The 25988-nt window shown below is 71.3% G+C and carries 20 protein-coding genes; 5 read left to right on the top strand and 15 right to left on the bottom strand.

Annotated features, from left to right (window positions below):
* Window positions 1-280: 280 nt before the first annotated feature.
* From murC to mraZ, 11 genes are all read right to left on the bottom strand, one after another.
* Window positions 281-1720, bottom strand: coding sequence for a UDP-N-acetylmuramate--L-alanine ligase (murC, locus tag ACTVCO_RS11330; protein WP_443728534.1), 1440 nt, complete (start codon window positions 1718-1720; stop codon window positions 281-283).
* The gene (murG, locus tag ACTVCO_RS11325; RefSeq protein ID WP_443728533.1) at window positions 1717-2847 is read right to left on the bottom strand and encodes an undecaprenyldiphospho-muramoylpentapeptide beta-N-acetylglucosaminyltransferase; all 1131 of its coding nucleotides are present in this window, start codon (window positions 2845-2847) and stop codon (window positions 1717-1719) included. The genes murC and murG overlap by 4 nt, the downstream gene beginning before the upstream one ends.
* The gene (gene ftsW, locus ACTVCO_RS11320) at window positions 2840-4120 is read right to left on the bottom strand and encodes a putative lipid II flippase FtsW (RefSeq protein WP_443728532.1); all 1281 of its coding nucleotides are present in this window, start codon (window positions 4118-4120) and stop codon (window positions 2840-2842) included. Before ftsW ends, murG begins: the two co-directional genes overlap by 8 nt.
* 10 nt (window positions 4121-4130) lie before the next feature.
* Window positions 4131-5618 (bottom strand): UDP-N-acetylmuramoyl-L-alanine--D-glutamate ligase, encoded by a 1488-nt coding sequence (gene murD / locus ACTVCO_RS11315; protein ID WP_443728531.1) that lies wholly within the window; start codon window positions 5616-5618, stop codon window positions 4131-4133.
* Window positions 5615-6700, bottom strand: coding sequence for a phospho-N-acetylmuramoyl-pentapeptide-transferase (mraY, locus tag ACTVCO_RS11310; RefSeq protein ID WP_443728530.1), 1086 nt, complete (start codon window positions 6698-6700; stop codon window positions 5615-5617). Before mraY ends, murD begins: the two co-directional genes overlap by 4 nt.
* Window positions 6697-8097, bottom strand: a complete 1401-nt coding sequence (locus ACTVCO_RS11305; protein WP_443728529.1) for a UDP-N-acetylmuramoyl-tripeptide--D-alanyl-D-alanine ligase — start codon at window positions 8095-8097, stop codon at window positions 6697-6699. The genes mraY and ACTVCO_RS11305 overlap by 4 nt, the downstream gene beginning before the upstream one ends.
* A 69-nt stretch (window positions 8098-8166) precedes the next feature.
* A complete protein-coding gene (locus ACTVCO_RS11300) occupies window positions 8167-9702 on the bottom strand; it encodes a UDP-N-acetylmuramoyl-L-alanyl-D-glutamate--2,6-diaminopimelate ligase (RefSeq protein WP_443728528.1) in 1536 nt (511 codons plus the stop codon).
* Between the two features lie 76 nt (window positions 9703-9778).
* On the bottom strand, window positions 9779-11692 hold the full coding sequence (locus ACTVCO_RS11295) for a peptidoglycan D,D-transpeptidase FtsI family protein (RefSeq protein ID WP_443728527.1): 1914 nt from the start codon (window positions 11690-11692) through the stop codon (window positions 9779-9781).
* A gap of 334 nt (window positions 11693-12026) precedes the next feature.
* Window positions 12027-12455, bottom strand: coding sequence for a hypothetical protein (locus ACTVCO_RS11290; RefSeq protein WP_443728526.1), 429 nt, complete (start codon window positions 12453-12455; stop codon window positions 12027-12029).
* Entirely contained in the window at window positions 12452-13459 is a 1008-nt protein-coding gene (gene rsmH, locus ACTVCO_RS11285; protein WP_443728525.1) for a 16S rRNA (cytosine(1402)-N(4))-methyltransferase RsmH, read from the bottom strand. The genes ACTVCO_RS11290 and rsmH overlap by 4 nt, the downstream gene beginning before the upstream one ends.
* A 170-nt stretch (window positions 13460-13629) precedes the next feature.
* Window positions 13630-14094 (bottom strand): division/cell wall cluster transcriptional repressor MraZ, encoded by a 465-nt coding sequence (gene mraZ, locus ACTVCO_RS11280; RefSeq protein WP_443728524.1) that lies wholly within the window; start codon window positions 14092-14094, stop codon window positions 13630-13632.
* 435 nt (window positions 14095-14529) lie between these two features.
* Between mraZ and ACTVCO_RS11275 the strand changes: the two genes are divergently transcribed.
* Genes ACTVCO_RS11275 through ACTVCO_RS11265 form a run of 3 tightly spaced genes read left to right on the top strand, consistent with a single transcriptional unit; the run spans window position 14530 to window position 19060 of the window.
* The gene (locus ACTVCO_RS11275; protein WP_443728523.1) at window positions 14530-15507 is read left to right on the top strand and encodes an AAA family ATPase; all 978 of its coding nucleotides are present in this window, start codon (window positions 14530-14532) and stop codon (window positions 15505-15507) included.
* Window positions 15504-16781 carry a DUF58 domain-containing protein gene (locus ACTVCO_RS11270; protein WP_443728522.1) on the top strand — a complete coding sequence of 426 codons (1278 nt, stop codon included), beginning with the start codon at window positions 15504-15506 and terminating at the stop codon, window positions 16779-16781. The genes ACTVCO_RS11275 and ACTVCO_RS11270 overlap by 4 nt, the downstream gene beginning before the upstream one ends.
* Window positions 16778-19060 carry a transglutaminase TgpA family protein gene (locus ACTVCO_RS11265; RefSeq protein ID WP_443728521.1) on the top strand — a complete coding sequence of 761 codons (2283 nt, stop codon included), beginning with the start codon at window positions 16778-16780 and terminating at the stop codon, window positions 19058-19060. Before ACTVCO_RS11270 ends, ACTVCO_RS11265 begins: the two co-directional genes overlap by 4 nt.
* Before the next feature lie 79 nt (window positions 19061-19139).
* On the opposite strand, the gene ACTVCO_RS11260 is transcribed toward ACTVCO_RS11265, so the two are convergent.
* The 3 genes from ACTVCO_RS11260 to ACTVCO_RS11250 all read right to left on the bottom strand — a co-directional run bounded on the left by ACTVCO_RS11260 (window position 19140) and on the right by ACTVCO_RS11250 (window position 21424).
* The gene (locus tag ACTVCO_RS11260) at window positions 19140-19556 is read right to left on the bottom strand and encodes a DUF3040 domain-containing protein (RefSeq protein WP_443728520.1); all 417 of its coding nucleotides are present in this window, start codon (window positions 19554-19556) and stop codon (window positions 19140-19142) included.
* 106 nt (window positions 19557-19662) lie between these two features.
* Window positions 19663-20925 carry a DNA polymerase IV gene (gene dinB, locus ACTVCO_RS11255; protein WP_443728519.1) on the bottom strand — a complete coding sequence of 421 codons (1263 nt, stop codon included), beginning with the start codon at window positions 20923-20925 and terminating at the stop codon, window positions 19663-19665.
* A 25-nt stretch (window positions 20926-20950) separates the two neighbouring features.
* Window positions 20951-21424, bottom strand: coding sequence for an SAV_6107 family HEPN domain-containing protein (locus tag ACTVCO_RS11250; protein ID WP_443728518.1), 474 nt, complete (start codon window positions 21422-21424; stop codon window positions 20951-20953).
* An 83-nt stretch (window positions 21425-21507) separates the two neighbouring features.
* On the opposite strand from ACTVCO_RS11250, the gene ACTVCO_RS11245 reads away from it, so the two are divergent.
* A complete protein-coding gene (locus ACTVCO_RS11245) occupies window positions 21508-22491 on the top strand; it encodes a spermidine synthase (RefSeq protein WP_443728517.1) in 984 nt (327 codons plus the stop codon).
* A gap of 85 nt (window positions 22492-22576) precedes the next feature.
* On the opposite strand, the gene ACTVCO_RS11240 is transcribed toward ACTVCO_RS11245, so the two are convergent.
* On the bottom strand, window positions 22577-23524 hold the full coding sequence (locus ACTVCO_RS11240) for a PAC2 family protein (RefSeq protein WP_443728516.1): 948 nt from the start codon (window positions 23522-23524) through the stop codon (window positions 22577-22579).
* A 188-nt stretch (window positions 23525-23712) separates the two neighbouring features.
* Between ACTVCO_RS11240 and ACTVCO_RS11235 the strand changes: the two genes are divergently transcribed.
* Window positions 23713-25953 (top strand): HelD family protein, encoded by a 2241-nt coding sequence (locus tag ACTVCO_RS11235; RefSeq protein ID WP_443728515.1) that lies wholly within the window; start codon window positions 23713-23715, stop codon window positions 25951-25953.
* Window positions 25954-25988: the final 35 nt, after the last annotated feature.

Here is a 25988-nt window from a genome sequence, read left to right as displayed (position 1 = left end):
CCAGCGGCCGGCGGAACGGACGCGGGACGCGACGACGGCGCAGGTGACGACGCAGACGACGACGCAGACGACGAGGCACGTGACCTCGATGACGCGGGGCTCGTCCCGCGCGCACCCGCCGCGCGCTCGCTCCCCGGGGCCTCACCCTGCGGGGCCTCGTCCGGCGGCGCCTCGCCCGGCGGACGCAGGCCCGTCCGCTCGTCCCTCGTCCGGGGGCCCCGCGGAGCCATCGGCTCCTCGGGGCGCCGGGGAGGGGTCGGCCGGGGGCGTGCCGGAGGCTTCACGGGCGGTCCGCGAGGGCCTCGAGAACGACGGGAGCCAGATGAGTGACGTCGCCCGCGCCCACCGTGAGCACGACATCGCCCGCCCGCGCGAGCGCCGCGACGGCGAGCGCGGCCTCTCGCTTCCCGGCCACATGACGACCCCGCCCGCTCATGAGATCCGTGATCGTCGCCCCCGTGACGAGCGGATCGACGTCCTCGCGCGCCGCATAGACATCGGTGACGACCGCGACGTCGGCCAGCTCGAGCGCGTCGGCAAACTCACGCGCGAACGTCCGCGTCCGCGAGAACAGGTGCGGCTGGAAGAGCACGAGGACACGACCGCCCGCCGCGGCGGGCCGTGCCGCACGAAGCAGCGCAGCGACCTCCGTCGGGTGGTGCGCGTAGTCGTCGATCACGCGCACGCCACCGGACGTGCCGCGCTCCTCGAACCGACGCCCGGTGCCCAGGAAGCGGGCGATGCCCGCGACCGCAGCATCAAGCTCGAGCCCGAGCCGCAGCGTCGTGACAAGAGCCGCCGCCGCGTCGAGCGCGTTGTGAAGACCCGGGACCTCGAGCACCACCTCGCGCGTCGCATCGGCAGGCACGAGACCTGATGCGGCGGGAACAGTGAGCGTGAAGCGACCCCCGTCGCCGTCCGCGACATGGTGAGCGACAACGACGTCGGCGCCCGGTCCGCCATACGTGAGCGCCTCACCGCCCGCCGCACGATGTGCCGCCGTGAGCGCGGCGGCCCCCGGGTCGTCGGCGCACGCCACGAGCAGCCCGCCCGGACGGATGCGCGCAGCGAACTCGACGAACGCTGCCTCGAAGGCCTCGCGCGTTCCGTAGTGATCGAGGTGATCGGGCTCGACGTTCGTCACGACAGCGATCTCGGGCCGATAGTTGAGGAAGGAGCCGTCGGACTCGTCAGCCTCAGCGACGAGCACGTCCCCCGACCCGAGGTGACCGCCCGGCACCGCGCCCGTGGACAGCCGCACCGAACCGCCGATCGCGAACGACGGATCGGCCCCGGCCTCGGCAAGGATGACCGCGATCATCGCGGAGGTCGTCGTCTTGCCGTGCGCACCCGCGACCGCGACCGCACGCGTGCCATCCATGAGCAGCGCGAGCGCCTCCGAACGGTGCAGGACCCGAAGGCCTGCCGCGCGCGCGGCAGCCAGCTCGGGATTCGTCTCGCGGACCGCGCTCGAGATGACGAGCGTGTCGGCCCCGGCGACTTGGGACGCGTCATGCCCCACCCACACGGTGACACCCTCGGCGCGCAGCGCGTCAACAACGTCCGAGCCGTGCGCGTCGGACCCCTGGACCGCAATGCCGCGCGCAGCGAGCAGCCGCGCGACGACCGACACCCCGGCCCCGCCGATGCCGATGAGATGGACCCGACCGAGCCCGTCCAGCGTCGCTGGCGTGTCCCGCCACGCGGTCGAGCCCGTCATCGCGCCCCACCCGCCGCATCCTCGACGAGATCGACCACCGCGGCGGTCGCCTCGGGGCGACCCACACGGGCGGCTGCCGACGCCATGTCCACGCGCCGCGCGGAATCCCCGAGCAACGGCAGAAGCGTTGCCGCGACCCACGCCGGGGAGAGCAGACGATCCTCGATGAGCAAGCCACCACCCGCGTCGACGGCGGGCTGGGCGTTGAGTCGCTGTTCACCGTTGCCGATGGGCAACGGGACGTAGGCCGCCGGGATCCCCAGCGCTGTGAGCTCGGCGACCGTGCCGGCTCCGGCACGGCACAGCACGAAGTCGGCGAGCGCGAGCGCACGCTCCATCTCGAGCACGTACTCCGCGACGATGTAGTCGCCGCCGAGGCTCGCCGCCTCGACCGCGGCACGCACGTCAGCGTCCTTGCCCCGACCCGTGAGGTGGAGCACCTGGGGCCGCGATGCCCCGAGCTTCGCGAGCGCCCCGGCAGCACCCGACATCGCCGTGTTGAGGCTCTGAGCGCCCAGCGAGCCACCCGTGACGACGAGCGTCGGGCGCCCGGGATCGAGACCGAACATCGCCGCCGCCTCCCGCCGGGCATCGGCCACGTCGGTGCGGCGCGCGAGCGCGAGCGCAGCGATCTCGCGACGCAACGGCAGCCCCGTCAGCCGCGCCCCGCGCAGCGGCGTTCCCGGGAAGGTCACCGCGACCGCGGCCGCGCGTCGCGCGCCGATCCGGTTCGCGAGGCCCGGCCGCGCATTCTGCTCGTGCACGACGACCGGCACGCCGGCGCGCCGCGCCGCAAGGTAGGCGGGGGTCGACACGTACCCGCCGAAGCCGACGACAACCTGTGCACCCGTCGCCTCGATCGCGTCGTGAGCGACGCGCACGGCCGCGCGCAGCCGCGCGGGGACCGAGAAGAGATCGGCCGACGGACGCCGCGGCAGCGGGACGCGCGGCACAGGAACCAGGTCATAGCCACGCGCCGGAACCAGCTCCGCCTCGAGCCCCTCGGCCGTGCCGAGGACCGTCAGCCGCGCCGCGGGGTGACGAGCACGGAGCTCGTCGGCGACCGCGAGCAGCGGGTTGACGTGGCCGGCGGTTCCGCCTCCAGCAAGCAGGACTGACTCAAGCACGGGTATTTCTCCCCTTCCGGGAGCGGTGGACGGACCCTCCGACGATCGCGAGCGACCGACGGACGACGCTCGCGCGGCCGGAGAGAGCCTCGCGGGCGTCCGGCTCGTCACGGGCGAACGACAGGACGACCCCCATGGCAGCCATCGTCATGATGAGGGCCGAACCTCCCGCAGAGACGAGCGGGAGCGGGATTCCGATGACGGGAAGAGCCCCGATGACGACGCCGATGTTGATGAGAGCCTGGCCGATGATCCAGCACATGATCGCCCCGGTCGCGACCTTGACGAACGGATCCGGGTGGCGCACGACGATGCGTGACATCGCCCAGGCGAGGGCGCCGAAGAGAACGAGCATGAGGATCGTGCCCTGCAGCCCGAGCTCCTCACCGACGACCGCGAAGATGAAGTCGTTGTGAGCCTCGGGCAGGTAGAGCCACTTCTCGCGACCTGCGCCGAGCCCGACGCCCGTCCACCCACCGGTGCCGAGCGCCCACAGGCCGTGCTTCGTCTGGTAGCAGGCATCACCCACACCGCAGTCGCGACCGAGCCAGGCGTCGATGCGCCCGAGCCGGTTCTTGTTGACCTGCAAGAGAATCATCGCGGTCACGCCCGCGGCCATGAGAGCCCCGCCGACCGCGAACATGCGCACAGGAACACCCGCGATCCACAGCGCTCCCGCAACGATGGCCATGAGGATGATCGCGGTGCCGAGGTCGTGGCCCGAGAGCACAAGAAGGATCGCGATCGCAGCGATGGGAACCGCTGGGACGATGACATGCCCCCACTGCCGCAGCAGCTCGCCCTTGCGTGCGAGCACCGCCGCGAGCCAGAGCGCGAGCGCAAGCTTGACGATCTCCGAGGGCTGGAGCGTGAAGCTCGTCCCCGGAACCTTGATCCAGTTCGTGTTGCCGAGCGCGGAGACCGAGATGGCGGGGACGAAGATGAGCGACTGAAGAACGAGGCTGGCCAGCAGGATGATCCACGAGAGCTTCTTGTAGACCGCGGGGCGCAGGCTCGCGGTGATCGCGAGAGCCACGACGCCGAGGACCGCGTAGACCGCCTGTCCGAGGAAGATCGAGTATGCGCTGTCCCCGCGTGAGATCGAGCGCACGGACGACGCCGAGAGCACCATCGCGAGCCCGAAGACGACGAGCAGGATCGTGAGCCCGAGAATGAGGTAGTAGCTCGTCACGGGCGTGTCCCAGGACCCGAGGAGGGACGCGCGTCGCGTCGGCGTGGCGCTCGTGCGCCCTGCCGTCTCGTTCGCCGTCATCGCTGCTCCTTCAGTCGTCCTCCGTGGGCACGCCCGCGCCCGCTCGCGCCGCGGCGGCAAAGTCATCGCCGCGGTGTGCATAGCTACGGAACTGGTCCATCGACGCGCTCGCCGGAGCGAGAAGCACGGTGTCGCCCGGGAGGGCGAGCTCCGCTGCGGCCGCGACCGCACGCGTCATCACGCTCCCAGTGTCGGACGGATCGATGCGGACGACGCGGATCTGGGGCGCGTGTCGCTCGAGGGCGCCCATGATCTGCGTCGCGTCGACCCCGATGACGACGGCAGCGCGCAACCGGTCAGCACGTTGCGCGACGAGGTCGTCGAACTCCGCGCCCTTGGCGAGGCCGCCGACGAGCCACACGACCGTGCCCGGCTCGCACGCAGCGAGCGAGGCTGATGCTGCATGGCCGTTCGTCGCCTTCGAGTCGTCGACGTAACGGACCGTGCCGCCGTCGACCGAGCGCACGGCAACCGTCTCGATGCGGTGGTGCCCGCCCGTGAAGGCCCGCAGTCCCGCGCGCACGTCGGGCGCGCTCACGCCGTGCGCGCGAGCAAGTGCCGCAGCCGCGAGAGCGTTCGCGACGACGTGCGGGGGTGGCGCCCCACCCCCGCCGAGGTGTGCGAGGTCGTCGAGCGTCGCGAGCTCCTCGGCGTGTCCGTGCCGCGCAGGATCGTCCGCTGCCGTGTGGAACGCCCGGTCGACAAGAAGATCGTCGACGAGGCCGAGCTCGCCACGTCCGGGCGCCCCGAGCGCGAAGCCCACCGCGCGGCAGCCCTCGGCGACGTCGGCGTCCTCGACCAGCGCGCGCGTCACCGCGTCGGTCGTGCTGTAGACGCACGCGTTCTGGGCGCGCGCGAAGATGCGACCCTTGTCGGCGGCGTAGCGCTCGAACGACCCGTGCCAGTCGAGGTGGTCGGGCGCGACGTTGAGGACCGCCGCCGCCTCGAGAGCGGCCGTGTGGGTGAAGCGCAGCTGAAAACTCGAGAGCTCGACCGCAAGGACGTCGATGCTGGGATCGAGCGCCGCCTCGAGCACGGGCGTCCCGACGTTGCCGACCTCAGCGACCTTCTCGCCAGCCGCCTCGAGGATCGCGGTGAGCATGCCCACGGTCGTCGTCTTGCCGTTGGTCCCCGTGACTCCGAGCCATGGCGCCGGCCCACGCCCGGATGCCCGGTCGACGCGCAGGCGCCAGGCAAGCTCGATCTCGCTCCATACCGGGATTCCCGCGGCGAGCGCCGCGGCAAGCAGCGGATGATCGGGACGCCAGCCCGGTGAGGTGACGACAAGGTCGACGCCCGAGAGCTCGACGAGCGCCGCGTCCGCGACGTCCGCGTCGGACGCCGTGGCATCAACCGTCGTCACGCGGGCGACCCGACCCGCGAGGGCCGCCGCGACCGCGCGTCCCGTCACGCCCAGCCCCGCGACGACGACGTGCGCCGAGGACAGGGGGCGGGCTGGTTCAACGGTCTCGGTCGAACCGAGCACGTCGTCGGTCACGCTCCGGCCACCCACTCCGCGTAGAAGATCCCCAGGCCGACCGCCGCGAAGATCATCGCGATGATCCAGAACCGGATGACGATCGTCACCTCGCCCCATCCGGAGAGCTCGAAGTGGTGGTGCAGGGGCGCCATCTTGAAGACCCGCTTGCCCGTGAGCTTGAACCCACCGATCTGGATGACGTCAGAGAGCACGACCAGGACGAAGAGCCCGCCGATGATCGCCGCGAGGATCTCGGTGCGCGACAGGATCGAGAGCCCAGCAAGGGCACCTCCGAGCGCGAGCGAACCCGTGTCCCCCATGAAGATCTTCGCTGGCGACGCGTTCCACCAGAGGAATCCGAAGCACGCGCCCGTGATCGCAGCAGCCACGATCGCGAGGTCCCACGGGTCACGGACGTCGTAGCAGGCGGGGCCTGCCGACGCGGCCGACGAGCACCGCTGGTTCCACTGCCAGATCCCGACGAACGTGTACGCACCGAAGACGCCGAGCGAGACACCGGTCGCCAGACCATCGAGGCCGTCAGTGAGGTTGACCGCGTTCGACCACGCTGTGATGAGGAAGTTCGACCACAGGACGAACAGCACGAGACCGACCGTCACGCCGGCGAACGCCAGGTCGATCCCCGTGTCACGGATGAAGGAGATCCGCGTCGACGCGGGCGTGCGGAAGCCCTCGTCCGGGAACTGCAGCGCGAGCACAGCGAAGCTGATACCGACGATGCCCTGGCCGAGGATCTTGCCCATGGGCGAGAGGCCGAGGCTGCGTTGACGCGTGATCTTGGTGAAGTCGTCTGCGAAGCCGACGAGCCCGAGCCCTGTCATGAGGAAGAGCACGAGAAGCGCCGAGACGCTGGGGAACCGGCCCGAGACGAGCGACCCTGCGCCGACCGCGACGAGAGTCGCCCCGATGATGACGACGCCCCCCATCGTGGGCGTGCCGCGCTTGGTGAGGTGCGACGTCGGGCCGTCGTGACGGACGAACTGTCCGTACTGGCGCTTCTCGAGGAAGCGGATGAACAAGGGGGTCGCAAGGAGCGAGACGACGAGCGAGGTTCCCCCCGCCACGAGAAGTGCGATCATGCGGACGCCCCCGTTCCGGTCAGCTGGTCGCCCAGCCGCCACAGTCCCGTGCCGTGGGACGCCTTGATGAGCACGACGTCGCCCGCGAGGAGCTCGTCGTCGAGCAGCGCCGCCGCCGACGCGACGTCCGGGACATGGATGACCTCGTCACCCCACGAGCCCTCCATCATCGCGCCCTCGCGGATCGCCCACGCACCCTCGCCGACGACGACGGTGAGCTTGATGTTGAGCCGCACAGCGAGCCGGCCGACCTCGTCGTGGCGCTCGCGCGAGTCCTCGCCGAGCTCGAGCATCTCGCCGAGCACCGCGATCGAGCGGCGCTCGCGCCCCGCGACGACGGCGAGCGCACGCAGCGCGGCGCGCATCGAGTCGGGGTTGGCGTTGTAGGAGTCGTCAATGACGGTGACGCCGTCGGGCCGCTCCGAGACCTGCATGCGGTGCGGGCTCACGGCCGCGGCCGTAGCGAGGCGCGCGGCGATGACGTCGGGCTGGAGCCCGAGCTCAAGGGCGACGGTCGCAGCTGCGAGAGCGTTCGTCACGTGGTGCTCGCCGACGAGCTGCAACGACACCGGGGTCTGCGTCTGCCCCGCCACGAGGGTGAACGATGCGCGACCACCGCGGTCGATGCGGACGTCGACCGCGCGGATTCCCGCGCCCGTCACGGTCCCGAAGGTGACGACGGGTCCGTGGGCGACCTCCGCCATGGCGGCGACGCGCAGATCATCAGCGTTGAGGACAGCGGTGCCGCCCGGACGCAGCCCCGTGACGAGCTCGGTCTTCGCCTGGGCGACCGCGTCGATCCCGCCGAACTCGCCGAGGTGCGCGGAACCGACGACGAGGACGGCGGCCACGTCGGGCGCAGCGATGCTCGTGAGGTACGTGAGGTGGCCGACCCCGCTCGCCCCCATCTCGAGCACGAGGTACCGGGTCGCCTCGTCGGCCTCGAGGACCGTGAGCGGCAGGCCGATCTCGTTGTTGAACGACCCCTGCGGGACGACCGTTGGTGCCTCGGGCGCGAGGAGCTGCCCGACGAGGTCCTTCGTCGTCGTCTTGCCGACCGAGCCCGTGATCCCGACAACCTCGATCTCACCCGCGGCGCGCAGCCGCGCGAGCACCTCGCGTGCGAGCGCTCCCAGGGCGAGCTGGACGTCGTCGACGACGATCGCCGCCGAGGCCTCGACCTCGCGAGAGACGAGGACCGCGGACGCACCCGCGGCCAGTGCGGTCTCGACGAAGTCGTGTCCGTCGGCGTTCTCGCCAGGAAGGGCGACGAAGAGTGCCCCGGGCACGACGAGCCGCGAGTCGATGACGACGGGGCCCGTCACACGCGCTGCCACGTCGCCGAGGACGCGGCCGCCGGTCGCGGCCGCGATCTCTTCAACTCCGAGATCGATCATGTGGTTCTCGTCTCCGTTCGTCCGCGCCGGGCGCGGTCCCGCAGTCTGTTCTCGTCCTGCCGTGCCGTGTCAGTCGTGGCGTGCCGCAAGAGCGGCGCGCGCCTCGACCTTGTCGTCGAGCGCGATCTCCACACCGTTGACGTCCTGGATCGTCTCGTGACCGCGCCCCGCGACGAGCACCGTGTCGTCGGGGCCGGCCTCAAGGACAGCCCGCCGTACGGCATCCGCCCGGGGCGCAACCTCGAGTATCGCAGGCCAGCGATCCGCGTCGCGAGTCGCTGCAGCGGCCCGTGCCCCCGCGAGCACGGCCTCACGGATGGGCGCCGGAGGCTCACCGTGGGGGTCGTCGTCGGTGACGATGACGGTGTCCGCGCCGAGCGCGGCGACCTCGCCCATGACCGGACGCTTGCCCGTGTCGCGCTCACCGGTCGCCCCGAAGACGACGACGAGCCGTCCGGGGGTCGTCGGGCGGAGCGCCGCGAGGGCGAGGCCGAGGGCGTCGGCGTTGTGTGCGAAGTCGACGACGACACGCGGGGACGTCGCGAGCACCTCCATCCGACCCGGAACGGCGGCGTCGAGCCCGTCCCGGGACAGCGCCGAGGCGACGTCGGCGAGGGTCGCTCCCCCGACGAGCGCCATGACGACGGCAAGCGCGGCATTGGCGACGTTGAAGCTCCCGGGCATCGGCACGTGCGCCCTCAAGCGCTCCCCGCTCGGGCCGACGAGCGTGAAGCTCGAACCGTCGACGCCCGCGACGACGTCGAGGGCCCGCCAGTCTGCGTCACCACCCTGGGTCGCGATGGTCGTCACGGGGACGCCCGCACGAGCGGCAAGGGCCTTGCCTGCCTCGTCGTCGATGACGACGACGCCCAGCCGTGCGCGCTCCGGGGTGAAGAGCGAGGCCTTGACCGCGAAGTAGCTCTCGAGGGTCCCGTGGAAGTCGAGGTGGTCCTGGCTGAGGTTCGTGAACCCGACGACGTCGTAGACGATGCCGTCGACGCGGCGGAGCTCGATCGCGTGCGAGGAGACCTCCATCGCGAGCGCGCTCACCTCCGCCTCGGCCATGGCGGCGAGCCATCCCTGGAGCTCCGGGGCCTCGGGGGTCGTGAGGCGGCTGGGGACGTCACGTCCCGCGTACCGCGAGACGACCGTGCCGACGAGCCCGACCCGGCGGCCCATCGTCGCCAGGAGCCGCTCGAGGAGGAACGTCGTCGTCGTCTTCCCGTTCGTGCCGGTGACGCCGAACGTCGTCATCCGCGACGCGGGCGCACCGTGGACCCGTGCCGCAAGTCGCCCGAGCTCGGCGCGTGCATCGTCCGCGACGAGGAGCGGGACCCCTGCGTCGGCGAGCATCTCGGCGCCTGCTGCGTCCGTGAGCACGGCCTGCGCGCCCCGCGCGATCGCTGCCGCGGCGTAGGACGCACCGTGTGCGCGCGCGCCTGGGAGCGCAGCGAAGAGGTCGCCGGCGATCGCCCGACGATCGTCGAGGACGACCGAGGAGACGCTCACGTGGGGATCGCCGCGGAGCTCGAGACCGAGGTCGTCGGCCAGCTGCCCGACGGGCACGGCGTCACGGTGTGCAGGGAGCGTACGGGGGTCTGTCACGGGTGTGAACCTACCCGCCGTCGCGTGCAGGACGTCGTGGGAAGGCCGCTGCCGTACGTGAGAGGTTCGTGCAGGATCACCATTCGGTGGGGAACTTTGTCGCCTTCGAACCGCTGGGCTCGATCCCGAGGTACTGCAGCGCGAACGCCGTGACATCGGAGAAGACGGGGCCCGCAGAGCTGCCGCCGTAGAGCAGCTTGTCCGCGTAGAGCGACACCGACACCGCGATGCGCGGGTCGTCGGCCGGGGCGATCCCGTTGAACGAGGCCACGTAGTGGTCGTACGTCCCCGTGAGCGGGTTGGGCGCCTGAGCGGTTCCCGTCTTGCCCGCCACGCGGTAGCCCGGGATGGCCGCCTTCTGGCCCGTTCCCTCGGAGACGACGGTCTCCATCATGGCGAGCACCGTGTCGGCGGTCTCCTCGGACACGACGCGCGTCGTCTCGGCGGGCGCAACCGGCTCGTACGTCCCGTCCGCGTTCCGATAGCCCTTGATGATGCGCGGCGAGTTGCGGACCCCGCCGTTGGCGATCGTCGCGAAGACCTCGTTGCTCTGGATCGCGGTCACCGCGACACCCTGACCGAAGAGGACGTTCCACCGCGTACGCCCGTCCCACTTCTCGACGGGGTGAAGGATTCCCGCAGACTCCCCCGGCAGGCCGATGCCTGTCGTCTGACCGAACCCGAACTTCTCCAGGTAGTCGTACCGCACCTGCATCGGGATCTTCTCGCCGATCATCACGGTTCCGGTATTGGACGACTCAGCGAAGACGCCCGCGAGCGTCAGCCGCTGGTCGGGGTGCGCGTGCGAGTCGCGGATCGTCTGCTTGTTGTCCGTCACGTACGTGTACGGAACCGTGAACTTCGACGCCGGCGTCCACGCGCCCGTCTCGAGCGCGGCAGCCATCGTGATGACCTTGGCGGTCGAGCCCGGCTCAAAGACGGTGGAGATCGCACGCGAGCCCCAGTTCGACGGGTCAGTCTTCGCGAGGTTCGCAGGGTCGACCGTGTCAGTCTCGGCGAGAGCGAGGATCTGACCCGTCCGCGTATCCGAGACGACGATGTTCGCGTACGTCGCACCGTAGGTGCGCTTAGCCGCCTCGATGGCCGACTGCGCCTTCCACTGCAGGTCCGAGTGAATGGTGAGCTCCGTGTCGCGGCCGTTGACGGCCTCAACGCGCTCCTTCTCACCCGTCGGGATGAGGGCCCCGCGCGGGTCCTGCTCCAAGAGATAGGAACCGTTCGTGCCGCGGAGCTGGGACTCTTGCGACTGCTCGACACCCGCAGAGCCCACACCCTCGGAGTTGACGAAGCCCAGGACGTTGCCCGCGACGTTCCCGTTCGGGTACTTCCGCTCCGACGTCTCCTCCGCGTTGATGAACGCGATGCGGAGCGCCTTCACCGCCGCCCACGTCTCAGGGAGAACGCCACGGGCGATGTACTTGCCCCGCCGGTCACCGACGAGGTCGGCCGCGAGCTCGGCCTCGGGACGCGCGAGGATCGGTGCAAGAACCTCAGCAAGAGCCTCCGCACCTTGCCCGAGGAGCTTGCCGTCCTCGACGCGCTTCCAGTCGGGGACGAGCGTCTGGTCCACCAGGACGTCATACCGGGTCACCGAGGTCGCCAGGACTGTGCCCGTCGCGTCCAGGATGTCGCCGCGCTTCGGGACGAGCTCTCCGGAGACGAGACGGCCGGCGAGCGCCTCGGCCGCGAGCTCGGGCCCCTGGACCGCCTGCACGTACACGAGACGCCCGGCGAAGACGCAGAGGATCGTGAGGACGCCGACGAGCAGCGCGCGCTGGCGCGCGTGGGGCGAGCCAGTGCGCGCCGTCCACCACGAGGGCATGGCGAGCGCAGGTGCGGGCGAGGCGCCGGCTCGGGGTCGCCGGGTCCCCGAACCACGTGCCGCGGTCGAGCGCGGGCTCGTGCGCTGCGCGAGCGCCCGTGCGCCCTCTGCCGGTGTGCGACGCTGGCTCGCACCCGGGCGTGACATCCGCCCGGCAGCCTCGCGGGGTGCGGAGTCGCGCTGACGCGCAGGGCGCGAGGTCGCCGAAAGCGGGGTCGCCGAGCGCGGGGTCGTAGAACGCGGAGCGGCCGCGCCCCCTGCTGGAACGCGCGGGGACGCCGCGCTCGGCGCCGCCTGGCGCCCCGAGCCCGACGCTGCACGACGAGCCGCGCCACCGCGACCAGAACCTTCGCGACCGACAGCCTGACGACCGGACGTGCCGCGGGCCGCGGGCTGACGCCCAGGAGCCTCCCCCGCCGCGCGAGTGCCCGCGGGGCGCGGTGCGCTGCGCCGGACCCGACCGTCGTCGCTCATGCTGACCTCAGTTCTTCGCCTGTGCTGGAGTGACGTCGCCGATGACCCGACCGTCCGCGAGCCTGACGAAGGCGGGGGTCGAGTCCTGAACCATACCCATGCGTGCTGCGTGCTCAGCGAGCGCATGAGGCGAGGACGCCGCATCGATCTGGGCGAGCAGCGCCTGCTCTTCCTGCGCGAGCTGCGAGATCTCCCGCTGCAGCCCACGCTGCTCGTACGCGCCGTGCACCATCGTCGTGTTGAGAAGCAGGACGCCGACGAGAGCGACGCCGAGGATCGCGATGCACAGGAAGATGAAGGGCACACGCGAGCGCGAGGTCTCGGGCGCCCGCACGAGGCGAAGGCCGCCCGAGGTACGGGGCTGCTGCCGCGGTGCCGCGGGCGCGATCGGCCGCGGGGCGTATGCGGCGGGGGCCGCTGCCTGCTGGGCGCTCATCGCACCGCCTCTCGGGTAGGACGCATGTGGTCGGGGGTCGGTCGGGTCCGGCGCGCGGCACGAAGTCGCACGGACTGTGCCCGCGGGTTCGCCTCGAGCTCGGCGTCGTCGGCCTCTTCGGCGCCGCGCGTGAGCAGCTCGAGGTAGGGCTTGTGCGTCTCGGGCTCGACGGGGAGGCCGGCGGGCGCGGACGACGTGGCACCGGTCTGCAGGACGCGCTTGACGAGGCGATCCTCGAGCGAGTGATAGCTCTCGACGACGATGCGACCGTCGACCGCGAGGACCTCGACGGCCGCGGGAACCGCACGCGCGAGCACGTCGATCTCGCCGTTCACCTCGATGCGCAGCGCCTGGAACGTGCGCTTGGCAGGATGCCCCCCGGTCTTGCGCGTCGCCGCGGGGATGCACGCGCGCACGAGGTCGACGAGCTCGGCGCTCATCGACCAGGGGCGCTCCTCGCGGATCCGGACGATCGACCGGGCGATCTTGCCGGCGAAGCGCTCCTCGCCGTACTCGCGCAGGATGCGCGTGAGATCGCGCTCGTCATACGTGTTGAGGACGTCAGCAGCCGTCAGCCCCGTCGTCGGGTCCATGCGCATGTCGAGCGGTGCGTCGTGCGCGTAGGCGAAGCCACGGTCGACCTCGTCGAGCTGGAGGGACGAGACGCCGAGGTCCATGAGCACGCCCTGGACTCCGTCGAGGCCAAGGTCAGCGACGACCTCGCCGATCTCGTCGTACACGGCGTGGACGGGGGTGAAGCGGTCACCGAACCGGGCCAGGCGTTCGCCCGCGAGCGCGATCGCCTGGGGGTCGCGGTCGATCCCGACGACACGCGCCGTCGGGATCTGCTCGAGAACTGCCTCGGTGTGACCACCCATGCCGAGCGTGCAGTCGACAAGAACTGAACCGGGTGCCGCAAGCGCGGGGGCGAGGAGGTCGACGCACCGCTGAAGGAGGACTGGGCGGTGGCGGTCGGACGTCTCCCGCTCGGGCTCGTGCGTCATGCGGTGTCTCCCTTCTGTGGACTGGTTCGATTCGTCGTGGGTGGTGAGTGGCAGGTCGGGAGGGTGTGGACCTCCGCCCGACCAGGTCTCCCACCGCGACCCCGCTGGCGCCGGGGAAGTGCGCCAGATGGGGCGGGAGGAGGCCTCGTCGTACGGACGGGACCCTCGGGCTAGAACGGGAAGGGCGGCAGGACCTCCTCGGCGGTGTCGGCGTAGCCGGACTCCTGCTCGGCGAGGTACGCCTCCCAGGTCGGCGCATCCCAGATCTCCACGCGCGTTCCCATGCCGATGACGGCGAGGTCGCGGTCGAGGCTTGCGTACTCGCGCAGCGGGGCGGGGATCGAGATGCGTCCCTGCTTGTCGGGCATCTCGTCGCTCGCCCCCGAGAGGAGGACGCGCAGGTAGTCGCGCGACTGCTTGCTCGTCACTGGTGCGAGGCGGATCTGCTCGTACATCCGGCGGAACTCCTCCATGGGCAGGAGGTAGAGGCATCGTTCCTGGCCGCGAGTCATCACGAGACCCGACGCGAGCTGTCCCCGGAACTTCGCCGGGAGGAGCAACCGCCCCTTGTCGTCGAGCCGGGGCGTGTACGTCCCGAGCAGGAGGCTCGGCGCCCCAGTGATCGTCTCTGCCATCCGGATGCACCTCCCCTCTCTCCCCGGTTGCTCCACTGTACTCCACTTCCCCCCACCAGCAAGGCCTACATGCGGCGACTTAGGCTCGGAGGGGTATATCGCCGCAGGTCAGGACGGTGGTGAACAGTGGAGGGACATTCCGGGACCACCGCCCCCGCCGCCGACCGTGCACAGCGGAGCGCGGCACCGTCCGCATGCCAGAACCACAGGAATCCGCGGGCGGCCAGCCTCCACGCACCTGACGGACGCCCGCGGCCGCGCCCCCGTGGAGCGAAGTGGAGGGACGTCGCCCACGCGCCCGACGATCGGCGGTCGGCGCACCCAGCGCCCGTCGCGGACCCGGCCGCACGTGCACCCGGAAACTTCCGTGGCCGGACGAACGTGATCTGGGGCACCCGAGTCGTCTACGCTGCGAATCACGACCGAGGAGGACCCGTGAGGACGACACCGCCGACGCCCGACGAGCTGAACGAGATCACCCGAACCTGCGACGCGATGCGCGAGGGCCTCGCGGAGGTGCTCTCCGGCAAGCCCCAGGTCGTCATGACGACCATCGCGGTCCTCCTCGCCGAGGGCCACCTCCTCGTCGAAGACGTTCCCGGAGTCGGCAAGACCACCCTCGCGCGCGCGCTCGCCCGCACGATCCGCGGAACCGTCGGACGCGTGCAGTTCACGCCCGACCTCCTGCCGGGCGATCTCACCGGCATGACGATCTACCGCACCCACGACAGCACCTTCGAGTTCCGCCCGGGCCCGATCTTCGCCAACATCGTCATCGGCGACGAGATCAACCGCGCCTCACCCAAGACCCAGTCCGCGCTCCTGCAGTGCATGGAGGAGCGCCAGGTCACGGTCGACGGCACAACCCACGAGCTCCCCCGCCCCTTCCTCGTCCTCGCGACGCAGAACCCCATCGAGATGGAAGGGACCTACCCGCTTCCCGAGGCGCAGCGCGACCGGTTCACCGCGTGCATCTCGGTCGGCTACCCCTCAGCAGACGCCGAGCTCGAGATGCTTGATCGGCGCGACACGACCGACCCGCTGCTCCGCCTCGAGCCCGTGACAGACGTCGCGACGCTCGGCCGGTTCGTCGACATCGTCCATCGCGTCTTCGCCGCCGAAGCGGTCAAGCGCTACGCGATCGCCCTCGTCCGCGAGACGCGCGTCGACCCTGACGTCCGGCTCGGAGCATCCCCCCGCGCATCCGTCCAGCTGCTGCGCGTCGCACGTGCAGTCGCAGCCCTCGGCGGGCGCGAGTACGTCACACCCGACGACGTCCAGATGCTCGCGGCCCAGGTCCTTGCCCACCGGCTCGTCATCAACCCCTCAGCGCGTGCCTCGGGCCGCACGGCGACCGACGTCGTGGCCGGCGTCCTCGCCCGCGTCCCCGTGCCCACGCCCTCGCGTCGATGACCTCTCGCCCCGCCTTCCGCACCCTTCGTCTCACCAACCGTGGGACCGGCCTGCTGCTCGCTGGGGCGACCCTCGTCCTGTCCGGGTTCGTCTCCTCGCTCGTCCCCGTGCTGCTGCTCGGGCTGCTCCTGTGCCTTCCCGTCGGGCTCACCGCGCTGGCGCTCGCTCTCCTCACACCATCCGGCCGGTTCGCCGTCTCACGGACGCTCCGCCCCACACCCGCCCACGTCGGAGAGAACATCGCGGTGTCGACGCTCGTCGCGCCGCACCACCTGAGCCCGTGGAGCTCGGACCTGCTGCACGGGCTCGGGCTGGCCGAGAGCGTGCCGGCGTCGCTCCGCTCGGGAGCCGCGCTGCGAGCACGCGTCCGCGCCCGATATGACGACGTCCACCTCGAGTACACACTCACCCCGGCGCACCGTGGCCGGTGGCCGCTCGGACCGCTCACCGCGACGCGCGTCGGACCGCTCGGCCTGTGCCGCGCGACGTCAACCCTCGGGGACCCGTCATCCGTGGCAGTCCGCCCCCGGCTCTTGCCCATGAGCGGAAGCACCGCGCTCGCCCATGCAGGAATCTCGCCGATGAAGGCCGGCGCGAACGAGCCGAGCGACGAGGACGCCTCGCTGCGCCGGTACGTCCCGGGCGACGACCTGCGTCGCGTCCACTGGAAGAGTGCCGCGCGCCACCGTGAGCTGCTCGTCCGCGTCGACGAAGGCGCAAGCCTCACACCCGCGACCATCGTCGTCGACCTGCCGAGCGCACGTCGCGCAGCACACGACCCGCTTCTCGAACGCATCATCTCGGTCGGCGCGACCCTCGCGATCCACCTCGTCGAGACGGGCCATGCAGTCCGCCTCATCCCCGTCGGGGACGCGGGGCCCGGCTCCTTCACGACAGGAACCCGCGTCGTGTCAACCGATGAGGCAGCACGCGCGCGCATCCTCGACCCCACGATCGACCTCGCTCCTCTGCCGGCCGGGGACGAGCGCACCACCGCACGAGCGGAGCGCCTCACCGACGTCGTCGCAGGCCGCCGTGGCGCCGAGCAGCTCGTCGTCGTCCTCGGCGGCGACGCCCAGTCGCTCGACATCGAGCTCGCCGCGTACGGCGACGAGAGCTCACCGAGCGCGACCCGGATCGCCGTCGTCGTCTGCCGTACGACGACCGACACCCTCGTCGCCGACGCACTGCGCAACCACGGCTGGCGCACCGTCATGCTCGCGGACGACAACCTTGACGACGCATGGCGGGAGCTCACTGGGGTGCGCGCATGACCGGCTCGTTCGACTACCTGCCGTCACCCAACCGGCTCATCGTCTCGAGCGCGCTCCTCGCGACAGCTGTGAGCGCCTCCGCGCTCGCCCTCACCGCCGTCGTCACCCCCGGCGCCTGGCGGACCGAGGTCGTCGCACTCGTCCTTCTCGTCACCGCGGTCACGCTCCTGCTCCGGCTCGGCCTGCGCGGCTGGCGAGGCCCCGACGTCGGGACGTTCACCGCACTCGTCCCGACCCTCGTCGCCGCAGTCTTCAGCGCCTGGCTCGTCGTCGCGAGATTCAGCGGCACGACCCTGGACTCCGACGAACCCGGAGCCTTCGACCCCGCCGTGAGCCGGGCTGACGTCTCCGCGATGGCCGCCCTGTTCGGTGCCATGCCGGGGCTGCTCAACTCGCGCGCCGCCCCGATCGAGCCGAGCGAACCCGTCGTCATGCTCATCGTCGTCGGAGCGCTCGGCGTCCTCCTCCTGGCCGACATCGTCATCGCGGTCCGTGTCCCCGCTCTCGCTGGCGTCGCAGTCGCACTGCTGTGGCTTCCGCCGCTCCTCATCGTCCAGGACATGCCTCTCGTCCCCGTCGTCGTCACGGGCCTGGCACTCCTCGGGCTCCTCGCGGCAGACGATCCACATGCGATCGAGCGGCGCTACCCCGGCCCACGGGCAGACCGCTGGACCCGCGACCGGGCGCGCGCAGTCCGCACGTACGGACCACGCGTCGTGCGGTGGGGCTCGCTCACAGCTCTCACGGTCGTCGCCGCCCTCAGTCTCGGCAGCGCGTTGCCCCATGTTCCGGGCTGGGGCTCGATCGAGGCTCCCGACGTCCGGACCGGGGTCGGCCAGGTCGGCGAGAACCTCGACCTCACCCGGAGCCTCGGGGAACGCTCGCAGCGCAAGGTCTTCAGCTACACGACGTCGTCACCCACCACACGCGGGCCACTGCGGACGGGGACCCTCTACGAGTTCGACGGCCGCACCTGGACACCGCCAGCCTCGCGCGCCGAGGCCGTCGCCGACGGGACGGTCCTGTGGCCCGGCACGTACACGGGCAGCCTCCTGGCGCCCGTGACGCTCACGCTGCGCACCGAGGAGATGCGTGGAACCGTCCTCCCCGTCCCGCTCGATCCGAGGGCCGTGGCACGCCCCGGGTCCTCGAACGCGTACGACCCGCAGCGAGATGTCGTCGAGACGAGCCCCGACCTCTCCTCGGGCGACCAGGCGGAGGTCGTCTTCCACCCGCGCGACCTCTCCGCAGACGTCCTGCGCGCGACCGACACCCCGCGCACACCCGCCGACGTACCCGAAGGCGACCGCGCAGCCATCGAGACGGCGTACGCCGTTGCCGAGACGCCCGGCGCCGACGAGCTGGCCGCCATGGCGACGACGATCGTCGGTGAGGCCGCGACCGACTACGACAGGGCTGTCGCGCTGCAGGACTTCCTGCGCACCGACCCACGCTTCCGCTACACCCTCGAGGTTCCGAGCCAGTCGAGCCGGGATGCCGTTCTCGACTTCCTGGCCGACGGCCGTGGCTACTGCGTCCAGTTCGCGACGGCCATGGTCTCGATGGCGCGGTCGCTCGGCATGCCGGCCCGCCTCGCGGTCGGATACCTGCCGGGCCGCTCCGAGAGCGACCGGTACGTCGTGCGCGGGCGGGACGCGCACGCGTGGCCCGAGATCTACTTCGTCGGGGCCGGGTGGGTGCGGTTCGAGCCGACGCCAGGAACACAGTCGGGCATTGCTCCGGCGTACACGCAGCCTGAGCCGGCGCAGACCGATGCGCCCACGACGGAGCCCACGGCTGCGACCCCGACGCTCACCCGCAGCCCCACGGTTCGTCCGACGGGCCCGACCGCGACGGCGCAGGTCCCCGGCTCCGTGGACGACGGTGGGGTGAGCCCATGGATGCTCGGGGGGATCGCCACGCTGGCGCTTCTCGTTGTCGCCGGCGCGGTCGCGGTGCTTCGACGCCGTGCCTCCGGGCATCGTGACCTCGAAGCCGCCTGGCGGACGGTGCTGCGTGCCGCCCGCAAGGGTGACCTCGAACCCGGGACGGGCGAGACGTTGCGCGCCTTTGCGGCCCGGGTCGATCCGCGCGGCGGGGCCGTGACGGATCTGGCGCGGGCGGTCGAACGGGCACGGTACGCGCCCGGCTCACCGACGCCGGCCGCGCACGAGGTGGAACGTCTGCAGCGCGAGGCGCTCGCCGAGCTCGGGCGCGACCGCGTCACCGAGAAGCGCTCGGGCACGTCCACACCGGACGGATCAATCAAGCACGGATAGGAACGCGGACGACCGAGCAGCGCGCGCTCCCGGTCGCGAAGCTGCCCTTGAGAAGGCTGCCGGTCGCGAAGCTGCCGATCTAGAAGCCGCCGCTGTCGCGACGCTTGTCCCATCGCTGCTCCATGCGCTGCATGAAGCTGCCGCCGCTCGTCTTGCTGCGACCGTGACCGCGACCTGAAGCGCGCGGACGAACGCGGCCGTCGTCGGTGACGATGCCGTGCGGACCCGTGGTCTCGCTCGGTGCAGGGCTGAGGACCGCGTACGTGACGCCGCCGAGCATGACGGCGAATCCGAGGATGCCGACGACGATGAGGCTCTCGACGACGCCGAGGATGAGAAGCAGCAGCCCGACGATGAGGCTTGCGACCGCAACGATGATCCGACGGCCTGTGCGGTGACGGGGCGTCGTGAGGGTCGTGGCGAGCTTCGGGTCGTCGGCAGAGAGCTGACGCTCCATCTGCTCGAGCACGCGCTGCTCGTACTCGGACAGTGGCATGGGCAACCCCGCTTCATCGATCGGTCAGGCGGTCACCATAAGGATAGGTCGGTTCGCGCGGAAGTTGTACCCGGTCCCCTGGTGATCGTGCGCACCTTGCGGTGCTCTACGTGCCAGCCGGCGTCGTGGCCTGCCTGACGCGGGTCGCGAGACGAGACGCGCCGGGTCCGATCGCGGCCGCACCAAACCTCTCGCGCACCATGTCCATGGTGGCTTCTGCGGCACGTCGCCGTTCAATCGACCCGTCGGCGGCTTCGTCGAGCGTCGCCTGCACGTGGGCTCCTTCGCGGGCCGAGAGACCTTCGAGGCGGACACCGACGAGCCGAACCGGAAGCCCCCGAAGATCGACTCCTGCGAGGAGCTCACGTGCGGCGAGGTAGATCTGACGGCCGACATCTGTCGGGGAGGCGAGCGTGCGTGACCGACTGAGCGTACGGAAGTCGCTCGTGCGGACCTTGAGCGCGACAACGCGCCCCACCTGATGATGACGCCGCAGCCGTTCCGCGACGTGGTCCGCGAGCCCGAGGAGCCTCGCCTCAACCTCGGCGAGATCAGACCGGTCATGATCGAAGGTCGACTCGGCGCCCAGGCTCTTCTCGACACGGGTGGGCTCGACCGGCCGCGGGTCACGGCCCCAGGCCAGGTCATGCAGCCGGGCACCCGATGCACGTCCGATCGCGCCCTGGAGGATGAGCTTGTCGGAGTCAGCCAGCTGCGCCACGGTCGTGATGCCGAAGCGCGCGAGCTGCTCCTCGGTGCGTTCGCCCACGCCCCAGAGCGCACCGACGGGAAGCGACCTGAGGAACGCGAGCGTCGCGTTCTGGGGGACGAGCAGCAGACCGTCAGGCTTCGCGTGCACCGAGGCGAGCTTCGCGACGAACTTGGTCGAGGCGATACCGACCGAGCACGTGATGCCGAAGGTCCGTGCCACCCGCTCGCGGATACTCTCGGCGATCGCGACGGGCGGGCCGAGCCTGCGCCGCGCCCCTCGGACGTCGAGGAATGCTTCGTCGACGCTCAGCTGCTCGACAAGGCTCGTCACGTCGCGCAGGATCTCCATGACGCCCCGGGAGACCTCGTGATAGAGGCCGTGCTCGGGACGCACCACGATCGCTTGGGGGCACAGCCGCATGGCCGCGGCCATCGGCATGGCCGAGCGCACCCCGAAGGCTCGCGCTTCGTACGTTGCCGAGAGCACGACGCCGCGCTCCATGCCGCCGACGATGACGGGCTTGCCGTGGAGCTCGGGGCGCCTCGCAAGCTCGACGAGCGCGAAGAACGCATCCATGTCGACGTGAAGGACGTTGCACCCTTCGTCGTCGTCGCCCCAGGCCCTGCCTGCGAGGTTGGCGCGCGGACCCCGGCTCATCGCCCCGCCACCGCTCGTGACCGTGTCACGAGGCGCGCACGGCGCTCAGCGCGCGGGCGCTCTCAGCCGCGCCACCAGCGCCCTCGACGAAGGCGTCGATGGCATCCCGGAAGTCCTCGGCGTCAGCCAGCGCCTGCTCTGCCCGGGCGTGGTCGACGAGGTCGAGCCGTCCGCTCTCGACGGCCGAGCGCACCCGAGCAGCGTCGGAAAAGACCGCCGCCCAGCCCGCGAGCGACGGAACCCGGTCGACGAGCTGATCCCAGGCCGAACGATCCCGGCCGCGTCCGCGAGGCGGGACGACGACCGCGAGCACGGCACCGGCCGCACGCAGGGCGGCGAAATGCGCATGGAGGAAGCGGTCGACAGGATCCTGCGAGAGCTGCGCGGCGAGGATCTCAGCGTCGGACCGCCGCATGAGCGTCGAATCAAGGACGCCTCGCACGACGGAACCACCCTCGGCTGCGCGCCCCCTGCGGTGCGTCATCGTTGTCACGGTCATCGCCACCACCTCCTCACGTCCATCATCGAACATCTGTTCGAGGCCGTCAAGCCCCCGGCCCGAGGCCGTCTACGGTGGTGCCCATGGCCCGCCGCACCTCCCGACGTCGATCACACACCGAGCCACCGACATTCGCTGTGCCGAGCGGACCCGTCGCCGTCGCGACGGGAACGGTCGAGGCCGTCGTCGACCGCGACGACCCGCTCGGCGTGACGCTTCACGTCAACGGCGTTCCCAGCTCGTACGTCCACGCCGACCCCACCGTCCTCACGTTCGAGTACATGGAGCACATGGCAGCGCTCCTCGACGCGCTCGAGCCTGGCCCGCTCCGGGCGCTCCACGTCGGCGCAGCCGGGTGCACTCTCCCCCGCTGGATCGACGCGCGCCGGCCAGGATCGCGCCAGGTGGCGATCGACCCAGACCCCGTCCTCCTCGAGCTCGTCCGCGAGTGGTTCACCCTTCCGCGATCACCCGCCCTCAGGCTGCGAGCCGCAGACGGACGCACAGCGATCGCCTCGGCCCCGCCGGAAAGCTCCGACGTCATCATTCGTGACGCATTCGCAGGGGCGACCACCCCCGAGCACCTCACGACTGACGGGTGGTCCCGGGAGGTGCTGCGGGTTCTGCGACCGGGCGGGCTCTACCTCGCGAACATCGCTGATCGCGCGCCACTGCGCCTCGCGCGAGCCGAGGTCGCGACCGCCCTCGCGGGCCTCGCGACCGCGCCTGACGACTCAGGCACGACCACGGGCCCCAGGTGGTCACGCGTCGTCCTGGTGGCCGAGCCCGCCGTCCTCAAGGGGCGCCGCTACGGAAACCTTGTCCTCGCCGCCGTGCGCGCGGGAGGCACGAGCATCGACCTCACCGGCGCCCAGGTCGACCGGGCACTACGACGCCTCGCCGTCCCCGCGCACATCGTCGCGGACAACGAGCTCGAGCGCTTTGCTGCAGGCGCCGGACCGCTCCGGGACCCTGTGGCACCTGAGGACGTCGCGAAGGACGACCCGCCGGTCGGCCACACTCCCGGTCCCGTCACCCGCTCCGGCGACGACACCACGGGCGGCTGACGACGCGACCCCGCCTCGCCTCACGCCGAGCAGACCTCAGCCACGGGCGGGGCGGACGCGGCGGGTCGCCGTGACCCGCCGGGCGTCAGTCGTCGTCGGTCGCCTCGTCCGAGGACGACTCGTCCCGCGCAGCGAGGAACTCCTCGAACGCTGCGCCGAGCTCGTCGGCCGACGGGATCGCGACGGGCTGGGCGAGAAGGTTGGCACCACCGTGCGCCGCGACGAAGCTGTCATACCGACGTTCGAGGTCCGCGACGACCTCGCGGATCTCGTCGGAGCCCGTCGCACGGGCAGCGATCTCCTCGGCAGCCGCATGAGCGGGCTCCTCGAGGTCATGCGCGCGCAACGAGAGGCCCGTCACGTGCTCGACACGCCGGAGCGCCTCGAGCGCAGCAGGCGCGAACGGCCCCTGCGCCAGGTAGTGGGGCACGTGCATCGTGAGACCCAGGGCGTCATACCCGGACTCGCCGAGCCGCTTCTCGAACATGGCCCCGAAGCTGGCGGGGACGCGCACCTTGCCGAAGATCCGAGGCTGCACACCGGCCAGCTCGGCCCGTGTCGCGCTCACGCTCGCGCCCACCGGGCGCGTGTGGGGCGTCGCCATCGGAATGCCCTGGATCCCGACGACCAGAGAGACACCGAAACGGTCGACAACCTGCTGCAGACCCGTGGCGACGCGCTCCCAGCGCAGGTCCGGCTCGGACCCGTGCAGGACGAGGAACGCCGTGCCCTCGGCATCGCGAGCCACGTCGACGACGAGCCGCGGTGCGTCGTACGACGCCCAGTGGTCCTCGTCGTAGTCCATGAGGGGGCGCCGTCCCCGGTAGTCGTGCAGCTCGTCGGAGTCGAACGTCACGAGACGCTCGGTCTCGAAGGCCGCGACGAAGTGGTCCGAGACGAGCTCGGCCGTGCGGCCTGCGTCGACGAAGCCCTCGAGGGCATGGACCATGACGGGCCCCGTGCCGCCCTCGGGCACGGCGAGCTGCGCGGCCACGCTCTCGTCGACCTCGTACAGGTCCGTCGGTTCGAGCACCGGTCCTCCTTCGTCTGGCAAGGGCCCAGGTCCCCAGGCCTCACGCGTGACAACATCCAACGGCGGCGAGGCATTCCCGCACGCCGCACGACGACATTCGCGAGAAGCAGACCCACGCGCTCCCGCGACGGACCATAATGGATGGCCACGTGCGCGCACTGCGCGTCGTCCCAGTCCCAGGAGGCCCGGTGTCAGCGTCCCGTTCGTCCGAGATCCTCTCCGAACAGGAGGTTGTCGACCGGCTTTACGCGCGGCTCGATGCCCTGCGCGCCCAAACGCGCACCCGCCTCGCGGCCGTCCGCCGTTCGGGTCCGTCAGGCTCCCCCCAGAACCGCTCGGAGCGTGACGCGTTCGCGACCCTCTACGAAGACCGGATCGCCCAGCTCGAAGCGGTCGAGGACCGGCTGTGCTTCGGCCGGCTCGATCTCGTGGGCGACGAGATACGGCACGTGGGCCGGATCGGGCTCACGGACGACCAGCATCGCTCGATCCTCACCGACTGGCGAGCGCCTGCGGCTCAAGCCTTCTACCGAGCGACGTCGGCCCACCCCGACGGAGTCCTGCGACGCCGCCACCTCGTCACCCGGGCCCGGAACGTCATCTCGCTCGAGGACGAGGTTCTCGACCTCGACGCCCTGGGTGACGACGAGGTCCACCTCTCGGGCGAGGGTGCCCTGTTCGCTGCGATGGCGGCTCAACGCACGGGCCGGATGAACGATATCGTCGCGACGATCCAGGCCGAGCAGGACCGGATCATCCGAGCCGATCTCGCGGGCGCGCTCGTCGTCCAAGGCGGGCCCGGGACGGGCAAGACCGCGGTCGCTCTGCACCGTGCCGCGTACCTGCTCTACGCGCACCGGCGCGTCCTCGAGCGCTCGGGGGTGCTTCTCGTCGGTCCCTCTCCCGCGTTCCTGCGCTACATCGACCAGGTTCTTCCCTCGCTCGGTGAGACCGGGGTCGTCGCGACGACCATGGGCGAGCTGCTCCCGGGCATCGTGGCACGTCGCGACGAGACGGACGCGGTCGCCGCCCGGCTCAAGGGCGACGCCTCGATGGCACGTGTCGTCGCGCGCGCCGTCCGCGCTCGACAGCGCATCCCAGAGCACGACGTCCCGCTCCGCCTCGACGGCATCGACCTCGTCATCAGGCGCGAGGACGTCCGCGAGGCCGCCGGGCGCGCCCGTCGGACGAACAAGCCGCACAACATTGCCCGGGTCACCTTCGTCAAGGAGATGCTTTCGCGGCTCGCATCGCAGTACGGACGCGAGGCCGGCGTCGAGCTTGAGAACGAGGACCGCCGCATGGTGCTCGACGACCTCCGTTCACATCGCGACGTCAAGGTCACGCTCAATCTCGCATGGTTCCCGCTCACGCCGCAGACGCTCGTCGAGGACCTGTGGACCAAGCCGCACCGGCTCGCCGAGGCAGCGCCCCACCTCTCCGAGGCGCAGCGCGACGCCCTGCGACGCGAGCCGGGCGCCGCCTGGACGGTCTCCGACATCCCTCTGCTCGACGAGGCCGCCGAGCTTCTCGGCGAGGACGACCAGGCCGCTCGCGCCCAGGCCAAGTCCGACGCGGCCGCGCGCGCCCGCGACCTCGAGTACGCACAGGAAGTCCTTCAGGGGACGGGCGCGGGTGCCCTCGTCTCCGCCGAGATCCTTGCCGACCGGTTCTCCGCGGGCGGGACGACCCTCACGACGGCCGAGCGCGCAGCAGCGGACAGGACCTGGACGTACGGCCACGTCGTCGTCGACGAAGCCCAGGAGCTCACGGCGATGGCATGGCGGAGCCTGCTCCGTCGGGTGCCGACCCGGTCGCTCACGATCGTCGGGGACGTTGCACAGACCTCCGCCGCGGGCGGAGCGCGCACGTGGCGTTCGATGCTTGACGGCCCGCTGCGCGGGGCGTGGCGGCTCGAGGAGCTCACCGTCAACTACCGCACGCCCGCGACGATCGCGGATGCGGCCAGGTCCGCGGCGATCACCGCCGGCCTGCCCGTGTCCCCCATGACGTCGGCACGCGAGGTCGCCGACGCCCTTCACGTGCACTGGTCGACCGACGTCGTCCGCGAGACCGCACGCGTCGTCGCCTCCCAGGTCCGCCAGGGTACGACCGCCGACGGCGTGGGCCGTATCGCCGTGGTCGCCGAGGGTCGCCGGTGCGCGGCGCTCCGCGACGCCCTGCGCGAGGTCCTTCCCGACGCTGCACTGCGCTCCGCGCGGGGCGACGACGATGTCGACGCCCCGGTGTCAGTCGTCGACCCCCGCACGGCCAAGGGGCTCGAGTATGACGTCGTCGTGCTCGTGGAGCCCGACGAGCTCGCCCCGTCCGATCTCTACGTCGCCATGACCCGGCCGACCCAGCAGCTGCATCTCGTGCACTCGCACGACCTTCCGCCGCGGATCGCCGACGCGCTGGAGCAGCGGTAGGAGACCACGTCGTCCATCGTGCGGACCCGGTTTGG

It is taken from the genome of Sanguibacter sp. A247, assembly GCF_052324925.1.
GTDB lineage: Bacteria > Actinomycetota > Actinomycetes > Actinomycetales > Cellulomonadaceae > Flavimobilis.
This window is presented reverse-complemented; position numbering and strand designations above follow the sequence as displayed.